Genomic DNA, 7,626 nt, shown 5'->3' with positions numbered 1-7,626 from the left:
GACGGTCCCGGTCTTGTCGAGTACGACGGTGTCCACGCGACGGGTCGACTCCAGCACCTCCGGCCCCTTGATCAGGATGCCGAGCTGGGCGCCGCGCCCCGTGCCCACCATGAGCGCGGTCGGCGTGACTGACGCTCGCCTTCGCCGTCGCGTAGTTGACGCTGGCGTGGACGCCGTCCATCCGGTTGAGCTTCTTCTCGATCCGGGCGGCGCAGGAGGCGCAGGTCATCCCGCCGATGGACAGCTCGACACGGGACGCGCCCGCGGCCGGCGTCGGCGCCTCTCGCACGGTGCTGGTCATATTCGTCGCTCCAGGAAACGGGGCCGGGCCGTACGGGGCCAGTATGGGCTGGTCCCGTACGGCCCGGAAAAGGCGGTGCGGTGGTGCGCGGTGCCGGGGCCCGGCCGGGCGGGGCCGGCGGTGCTCAGACCTGGCCGGTCAGCTCGTAACCCGCCTCGTCGACGGCGGCGCGCACGGCCTCCACGTCCAGCGGCGCGTCCGAGACGACGGTCACCTGCCCGGTGGAGGCGACCGCCTTCACCGAGGTGACACCGGGGATCTGCGAGACCTCGGCGGTGACCGCGCCCTCGCAGTGGCCGCAGGTCATGCCGGTCACCTGGTAGACGGTGGTGACGGAGCCCAGCTGCACGTCGGCCGAGGCGTCGTGGCAGGAGCCGGACGGCGAGCAGCAGGAGCCGGTCGCGGTGGCCTCGGTCTTCGTCTCGGTCTCGGCGGTCATGTCGTTCTCCCTCTCGAAGGCGTACGCGGTCGTGGTGCTCCGGAAAGCCACGGGAACACCGTGACGTCCCGACACCGTCACACTATACCCCTAGGGGGTATTAATGCGAGCGGCTCGCCGCACCACCCGGGGCGGGCCGCTCCGGGAACGCGACGAACCCCGGAACGGAGAGTTCCGGGGTTCGGGTGGACCTGCCGGCGTTCACCGTGCCGGCGGGTCGAGCAATGCTCCTGCGGTGGGCGTCCTCAGATGCCGCTGGTCCGCACCGAGACGAGGCCGGCGACCTGCGAGAGCGGGAGGGACGCGGCGACGGACTCGGCGGCTCCGGCGACGTCGCCGACGCACACGGAGGCGCTGTGGCCGGCCACGTCGGCGCCGGCGTGGGCCAGACCGCCGGAAACGCCGTCCAGCGCGTCGTCGGAAAGCTCGCTGGTCTCGATACCGGAGGTGAAGTTGTTGCGCATTACTCGCCCTTTCATTAATGCGATGGGGTTCCCGAAGCGGATGCAATCACGCCCGCCGACCGGCCGGCAACCTACTGCCGGGTCTCCTTCCCGTGTGCACTTCAGCGTCACAGAATCCCCCTGACGTGCAGTTTTACCCTCACGGAATAGCCCCGCAAATGATTTGCGCGGCCATCAGAAATGAGATTGCGTGAGATGTCTGCATCTGGGGTGCATCGACGCACAGGGGAAGCGAAAACGGCATTTAACGGCGGGAGCCGCTCATTCCTTGCGGCCTTTGTTTCCCGGCCGGCGCGAGACCCAGATCCGGATGGTGTCCGGGTACCAGTACGGCTTGCCGTCCTCCACGTGGTCGGGCGCGGGCAGCAGCCCGTGCTTGCGGTAGGAGCGCACGGTGTCCGGCTGGACCCGGATGTGCGCGGCGATCTCCTTGTACGACCAGAGTCTGCGGTCAGTCATCTGTGGCACCTCCCTGCGTCCGCCCCAGCGGCGGCCGGGGGGGCCGTCGGGGGGGCTGGGGCGCGAACGCTGGCGATCACTCAGCCTGTGCCCGTTGAACGACGCAGAGTGACGAGGGGAGAGGGGCTGTCGTACGCCTGTGACGGAAGACCCGCGTAACGGAGACATGTGTGACAGGAGTTCAACGAACGTGACAGTGCGGCGGGTGGTCCGCACGGGGTCCGACGCGCGTCAGGCCCCGCAGGAGCGCAGGAAGCGGCGCGTGCGCCGGGCGATGGGCAGCGGCTTGTCCGGCGGGCACGGGTACATGTCCTGCTCGACGATCGCGAACAGGTCGACGTCCAGCCGCCGGGCCGCCGCCAGTACGGGCTCCAGCGCCGGCACCCCGGCCGGCGGCTCGCACATCACGCCCCGCCCGACGGCGGGCCCGAACGGCACCTCCTTCGCGACGACTTCGGCGAGGACCGCGGGATCGACCTGCTTGAGGTGGAGGTAGCCGATCCGCTCCCCGTACGCCTCGATCAGCTCGACGCTGTCCCCGCCGCAGTACGCGTAGTGGCCGGTGTCCAGGCACAGTGACACCAGGTCGGCGTCGGTCGCGTCCAGGAAGCGGGTGACGTTCTCCTCGGTGTCGATGTGGGTGTCCGCGTGCGGGTGGACCACGATCTTCAGCCCGTACCGCTCGCGCACCTCGCGCCCGAGCCGCTCGGTCTGCCGGGCGAGCGTCCGCCACTGGGCGGGCGTGAGGGTGCGTTCCTCCAGCACCGCGCCGGTCTTGTCGTCCCGCCAGAACGACGGGATGACGACCAGGTGCTCCGCCCCCATGGCCCGGGTCAGCTCGGCGACGTCCGCGACATGGCGCCAGGTGGCGTCCCAGACCTCCGGCCCCCGGTGCAGCCCGGTGAAGACCGTGCCCGCCGAGACCGACAGTCCGCGGCGGCCGGTCTCGTCGGCGAGCCGGGCGGGATCGGTCGGGAGGTAGCCGTACGGACCGAGCTCGATCCAGGGGTAACCGGCCTCCGCGACCTCGTCGAGGAAGCGTTCCCAGGGCACCTGAAGGGGGTCTTCGGGGAACCACACCCCCCAGGAGTCGGGGGCGGATCCCACCCGGATGCGGTGCGGTGCGGTTGCGGGAGAGGTCATGGGCGCCAGCCTTCCGGCCGTCCGCGAAAGGTGTCAAGCATTGGTCCGAATGTAAGGACAAACTGTTGACAGGGCGCGCCGGCGGCCACTAGACCTGAGGGCAGTCGCCGGACCGGAGGGACGCGCATGCCGCCCAATTCGTACGAGCCGTACGACCTGATCGCGATGGGCCGGATCGGGGTGGACCTGTACCCCCTGCGGGCCGGTGTCCCGCTGGCGCGGGTCGAGACGTTCGGCAGGTTCCTCGGCGGCTCGGCGGCGAACGTGGCGGTCGCGGCGGCCCGGCTCGGCCGGCGCACCGCCCTCGTCACCCGCACCGGGAACGACCCCTTCGGTGACTATCTCCACCAGCAGCTCCGCGAGTTCGGCGTCGACGACCGCTGGGTGACCGGCGTCGCGGACCTGCCGACTCCGGTGACGTTCTGCGAGATCTTCCCGCCCGACGACTTCCCGCTCTACTTCTACCGGCGGCCGAAGGCGCCCGACCTGCAACTGCGGACCGAGGAGCTGGACCTCGACGCGATCCGTTCGGCGCGGATCTTCTGGACCACGGGCACCGGCCTGTGCGAGGAGCCGAGCCGTTCGACGACCCTGGCGGCGCTGGAGGCGCGCGGCGGCGCGCACGACGCGGGCCGCGTGACGGTCTTCGACCTCGACTGGCGGCCGATGTTCTGGGGCGACGGGGACCCCGGCCGGGCCCGCCCGTACTACGCCGAGGCCCTGCGCCGTGCCACCGTCGCCGTCGGCAACCTCGACGAGTGCGAGGTCGCCACCGGCGAGCGCGAACCGCACGCCGCCGCCCGCGCCCTGCTCGACGCCGGGGCGGAACTCGCCGTCGTCAAGCAGGGGCCCAAGGGGGTGCTGGCGATGCACCGCGACGGCACGACCGCCGAAGTGCCGCCCGTACCGGTCGAGGTGCTCAACGGTCTCGGCGCCGGCGACGCCTTCGGCGGGGCCCTGTGCCACGGGCTGCTCGCCGGCCGGGACCTGGAGCACACCATGCGGTACGCCAACGCCGCCGGCGCCATCGTCGCCTCCCGTCTCGCCTGTTCGTCCGCCATGCCCCGCCCCGCCGAGGTGGAGCAGGTCCTCGCGGGCGGCCCCGTACCCGCGCAGGAGCCTGCGGCGTGACCACCGGTCTGCGCATCCGCGACCTCGTCCGGGTACGGGCCCACCACCCCGAGGCGATCGCCGAGGCCGCCGCCCGCCGCCAGCGCAGACCGCTGGTCGGCGCGAGCGGCCGGCTCATGATCGTCGCGGCCGACCACCCGGCCCGCGGGGCCCTCGGCGTCGGTGGCCGCGACCTCGCCATGGCCGCCCGCCCCGACCTGCTGGAGCGGCTGTGCCTCGCGCTCTCCCGGCCCGGGGTCGACGGCGTCCTGGCCGCCGCCGACGTCCTCGACGACCTGCTGCTGCTCGGCGCCCTCGACGGCAAGGTCGTCGTCGGCTCGATGAACCGCGGCGGCCTGGCGGGCGCCGCCTTCGAGCTCGACGACCGCTTCACCGGCCCCCGCGCCCAGGACCTGGAACGCCGCGGCTTCGACGCGGGCAAACTGCTCCTGCGCATCGACTACGACGACGCCGGATCGCTCGACACCCTCCACGCCACCGCCCGCACCATCGACGCGATGGCCGAGCGCCGGCTGCCCGTCTTCGTCGAGCCGTTCATCTCCCGCCGCGTGGCCGGGCAGGTCCGCAACGACCTGAGCGCCGGGGCCGTCACCCGCTCCATCGCCATCGCCTCCGGCCTCGCCGGCACCTCGGCGTACACCTGGCTGAAGGTCCCCGTCACGGACGACCCCGACGACATGGCGCGGGTCATGGAGACCTCGACGCTCCCCGCCGTGCTGCTGGGCGGCGAGGTCGGCGACGACCAGGACGCGGCGTACGAGAAGTGGCGCGAGGCGCTGCGGCTGCCGACCGTCCAGGGGCTGGTCGTCGGCCGCTCGCTGCTCTATCCGGCCGACGGGGACGTGGCGGCGGCGGTCGACACGGCCGTGGGACTGCTGTAGCGCGAGGCCGAGGGGTAGGGAGAAGACATGAAGGACAACGACACGCACGTCCTGCGGGCGGGAGCCGCCGGGCAGGGGCCCTACGCCCTGGACATCGACCCGAAGCGGGCCGGCTGGAGCCGTTCGAGCCTGCGCGTACTGGAGCTGCCGCCCGGCGGGTCGCACACGCTCGCCGCCGGGGACAGCGAGTGGATCGTGCTGCCGCTCAGCGGTGGTTGTACGGTGCGGGTGGAGGGCGAGAGCTTCGAACTGCGGGGCCGCGAAAGCGTGTTCGCGGCCGTGACCGACTTCGCCTACGTGCCCCGTGACGCCCACGCCCAGATCTCCTCCGGCGCGGGAGGCCGCTTCGCTTTGGCAGGAGCGAGGTGCGAGCGACGACTCCCCGCCCGCTACGGCCCCGCGCCGGAGGTACCCGTGGAGCTGCGCGGCGCCGGCGCCTGCTCGCGCCAGGTCAACAACTTCGCGGCGGCCGACAGCTTCGCGTGCGACCGGCTCATCGCCGTCGAGGTCCTGACCCCCGGCGGCAACTGGTCGTCGTACCCGCCCCACAAACACGACGAGTACCACCCGGGCACCGAGTCCGAGCTCGAAGAGATCTACTACTTCGAGGTCGACGGGGACGGCCTCGGCTACCACCGCGTCTCGCCGTCCCGCCCCGGCGGTACGGACGTCCTCGCCGAGGTCGGCACCGGTGACGCCGTCCTCATCCCCGACGGCTGGCACGGGCCGTCGATCGCCGCACCCGGCCGCACCCTGTACTACCTGAACGTGATGGCGGGCCCGGGCGAGACGCGGGAGTGGCTGATCCGCGACCACCCCGGCCACGGCTGGATCCGCGACACCTGGCCGTCCCAGCCCGTCGACCCCCGACTGCCGTTGTACGGACCGGAGCTGCCGTCATGAGTGCCACCCGCCGACTCACCACCGCCCAGGCCCTGGTCGCCTTCCTCGCCCGCCAGTACACCGAGCGCGACGGCGCCCGCCACCGCCTGATCGCCGGGACTTGGGGCATCTTCGGCCACGGCAACGTCGCCGGGATCGGCCAGGCGCTCCTCGAACCCGGCTCCGACGACATGCCGTACTACCAGGGCCGCAACGAGCAGTCCATGGTGCACGCGGCGGTCGGTTTCGCCCGCCAGAGCGACCGCCTCTCCGCGCACGCCGTCACCACCTCCATCGGCCCCGGCGCCACCAACCTGGTCACGGGCGCCGCGCTCGCCACGGTCAACCACCTCCCGGTTCTCCTCCTCCCCGGCGACACCTTCGCCGGCCGCCCCGCCGACCCCGTGCTCCAGCAGCTCGAAGTCCCGTACGCCGGTGACGTGTCCGTGAACGACTGCCTGCGTCCGGTGTCCCGCTACTTCGACCGCGTCACCCGACCCGAGGCCCTGATCCCGGCGGCCCTCGCCGCCGTGCGGGTGCTCACCGACCCCGCCGCGACCGGCGCGGTGACGCTGGCGCTGCCGCAGGACGTGCAGGCCGAGGCGTACGACTGGCCCGAGGAGTTCTTCGCCGAACGCGTGTGGCCGGTCCGGGCGCCCGTCCCGGACGCGCGCGAACTGGACGACGCCGTAGGGGCCTTCCGCGCCGCCCGTCGCCCTCTGCTGATCGCGGGCGGCGGCGTCCACCACAGCGGCGCCGAGCAGGCCCTGGAGATCTTCGCCCGGGCGACCGGGGCCCCCGTCGCCTCCACCCAGGCGGGCAAGGGCTCGCTGCCGTACGACCACCCGGCGGACGTCGGCGGCATCGGGCACACCGGCACCGCGACCGCCGACGAGCTGGCCCGTACCGCCGATCTGGTCATCGGCGTCGGCACCCGCTACTCCGACTTCACCACCGCCTCCGCGACCCTCTTCCAGAATCCGGACGTCCGGTTCGTCAACCTCAACATCACCGGCTTCGACGCGCACAAGATGGGCGCGCGGCAGGTGGTCGGCGACGCGCGCGCCGCACTGCGGGCCCTCACCGACGCCCTCTCCGGCCACCGCGTCCCCGACGCCTACGTCACCGAGTACCGCGAGGCAAAGGCGCGCTGGGAGTACCGGGTCACCGACGCCTACGCCGCGCCCGACGGGGACGCGCGGCCCAGCCAGGTCCAGGTGCTCGGCGTACTCGACAGCCTCGTCACCCACGACGACATCCTCATCAACGCGGCCGGCTCCCTCCCCGGCGACCTGCACAAACTCTGGCGCTGCCGCTCCCGCGACCAGTACCACGTCGAGTACGGCTACTCCTGCATGGGATACGAGATCCCCGCCGCCATCGGCGTGCAGCTCGCCGCGCCCGGCCGGCCGGTGTGGGCCCTGGTCGGCGACGGTACGTACCTCATGAATCCCACCGAAATCGTCACCGCCGTGCAGGAGCGCCTCCCGATCAAGGTCGTCGTCCTGCAGAACCACGGCTACGCCTCGATCGGCGGCCTCTCCGAGTCCGTCGGCGCCGAGCGCTTCGGCACGGCGTACCGCTTCCGGGCGCCTGACGGCACGTACACCGGCGCGCCGCTCCCGGTGGATCTGGCCGCGAACGCCGGCTCCCTCGGGATGCGGGTCCTGCGCGCCCACACCGTGCGTGACCTGCGGGAAGCCCTGATGGAGGCGCGCCGGTCGGACGGGCCCACATGTGTCTACGTCGAGACGCGAACGCCCGACACAGTGTCGGGCGCGCCCGCCGCCCAGGCGTGGTGGGATGTTCCCGTGGCCGAGACCGCGACCCGCCCGTCGACGGTCAAGGCCCGGGAGGAGTACGACCGTCAAGCCGCTGCGCGACGCCGCCATCTCTGACCGCCCCCGCTGCACTACAAGGAGTACT

8 protein-coding genes and 2 pseudogenes are annotated in these 7,626 nt (G+C 72.5%); 4 read left to right on the top strand and 6 right to left on the bottom strand.

All coding sequences use genetic code 11. The features are described from left to right. The 6 genes and pseudogenes from E2E34_RS37430 to E2E34_RS09650 form a co-directional block, all read right to left on the bottom strand. A pseudogene (locus tag E2E34_RS37430) lies at positions 1 to 126 on the bottom strand (heavy metal translocating P-type ATPase); the annotation flags it as partial. Positions 127 to 178: 52 nt separating this feature from the next. Then, positions 179 to 229: pseudogene (locus tag E2E34_RS37425) on the bottom strand (hypothetical protein); the annotation flags it as partial. A gap of 196 nt (positions 230 to 425) precedes the next feature. Continuing rightward, on the bottom strand, positions 426 to 740 hold the full coding sequence (locus tag E2E34_RS09665) for a heavy-metal-associated domain-containing protein (protein WP_138901490.1): 315 nt from the start codon (positions 738 to 740) through the stop codon (positions 426 to 428). A gap of 245 nt (positions 741 to 985) precedes the next feature. Further along, on the bottom strand, positions 986 to 1,204 hold the full coding sequence (locus E2E34_RS35360) for a hypothetical protein (protein WP_167518258.1): 219 nt from the start codon (positions 1,202 to 1,204) through the stop codon (positions 986 to 988). A gap of 261 nt (positions 1,205 to 1,465) precedes the next feature. Continuing rightward, a complete protein-coding gene (locus E2E34_RS09655; protein ID WP_138901484.1) occupies positions 1,466 to 1,663 on the bottom strand; it encodes a helix-turn-helix transcriptional regulator in 198 nt (65 codons plus the stop codon). 231 nt (positions 1,664 to 1,894) lie between these two features. Further along, on the bottom strand, positions 1,895 to 2,806 hold the full coding sequence (locus E2E34_RS09650) for a sugar phosphate isomerase/epimerase family protein (protein WP_138901483.1): 912 nt from the start codon (positions 2,804 to 2,806) through the stop codon (positions 1,895 to 1,897). Positions 2,807 to 2,932: 126 nt separating this feature from the next. On the opposite strand from E2E34_RS09650, the gene iolC reads away from it, so the two are divergent. From iolC to iolD, 4 genes are read left to right on the top strand one after another with little or no spacing between them, the layout of a single operon-like run. Then, complete coding sequence (iolC, locus tag E2E34_RS09645) at positions 2,933 to 3,937, top strand: 5-dehydro-2-deoxygluconokinase (RefSeq protein WP_138901482.1); 1,005 nt, start codon at positions 2,933 to 2,935, stop codon at positions 3,935 to 3,937. Positions 3,938 to 3,951: 14 nt separating this feature from the next. Then, the gene (locus E2E34_RS09640) at positions 3,952 to 4,818 is read left to right on the top strand and encodes a Cgl0159 family (beta/alpha)8-fold protein (RefSeq protein WP_425573428.1); all 867 of its coding nucleotides are present in this window, start codon (positions 3,952 to 3,954) and stop codon (positions 4,816 to 4,818) included. 27 nt (positions 4,819 to 4,845) lie between these two features. Continuing rightward, positions 4,846 to 5,721, top strand: coding sequence for a 5-deoxy-glucuronate isomerase (gene iolB / locus E2E34_RS09635; protein WP_138901481.1), 876 nt, complete (start codon positions 4,846 to 4,848; stop codon positions 5,719 to 5,721). After that, a complete protein-coding gene (gene iolD / locus E2E34_RS09630; RefSeq protein WP_138901480.1) occupies positions 5,718 to 7,598 on the top strand; it encodes a 3D-(3,5/4)-trihydroxycyclohexane-1,2-dione acylhydrolase (decyclizing) in 1,881 nt (626 codons plus the stop codon). Before iolB ends, iolD begins: the two co-directional genes overlap by 4 nt. The last annotated feature ends 28 nt before the right edge of the window (positions 7,599 to 7,626 follow it).

Source organism: Streptomyces albidochromogenes (genome assembly GCF_005981925.1).
In the GTDB taxonomy this organism is placed as follows: domain Bacteria; phylum Actinomycetota; class Actinomycetes; order Streptomycetales; family Streptomycetaceae; genus Streptomyces; species Streptomyces albidochromogenes.
Note: the sequence above shows the minus strand (reverse complement) of the source record. Positions and strands in the feature narration are given on the sequence as shown.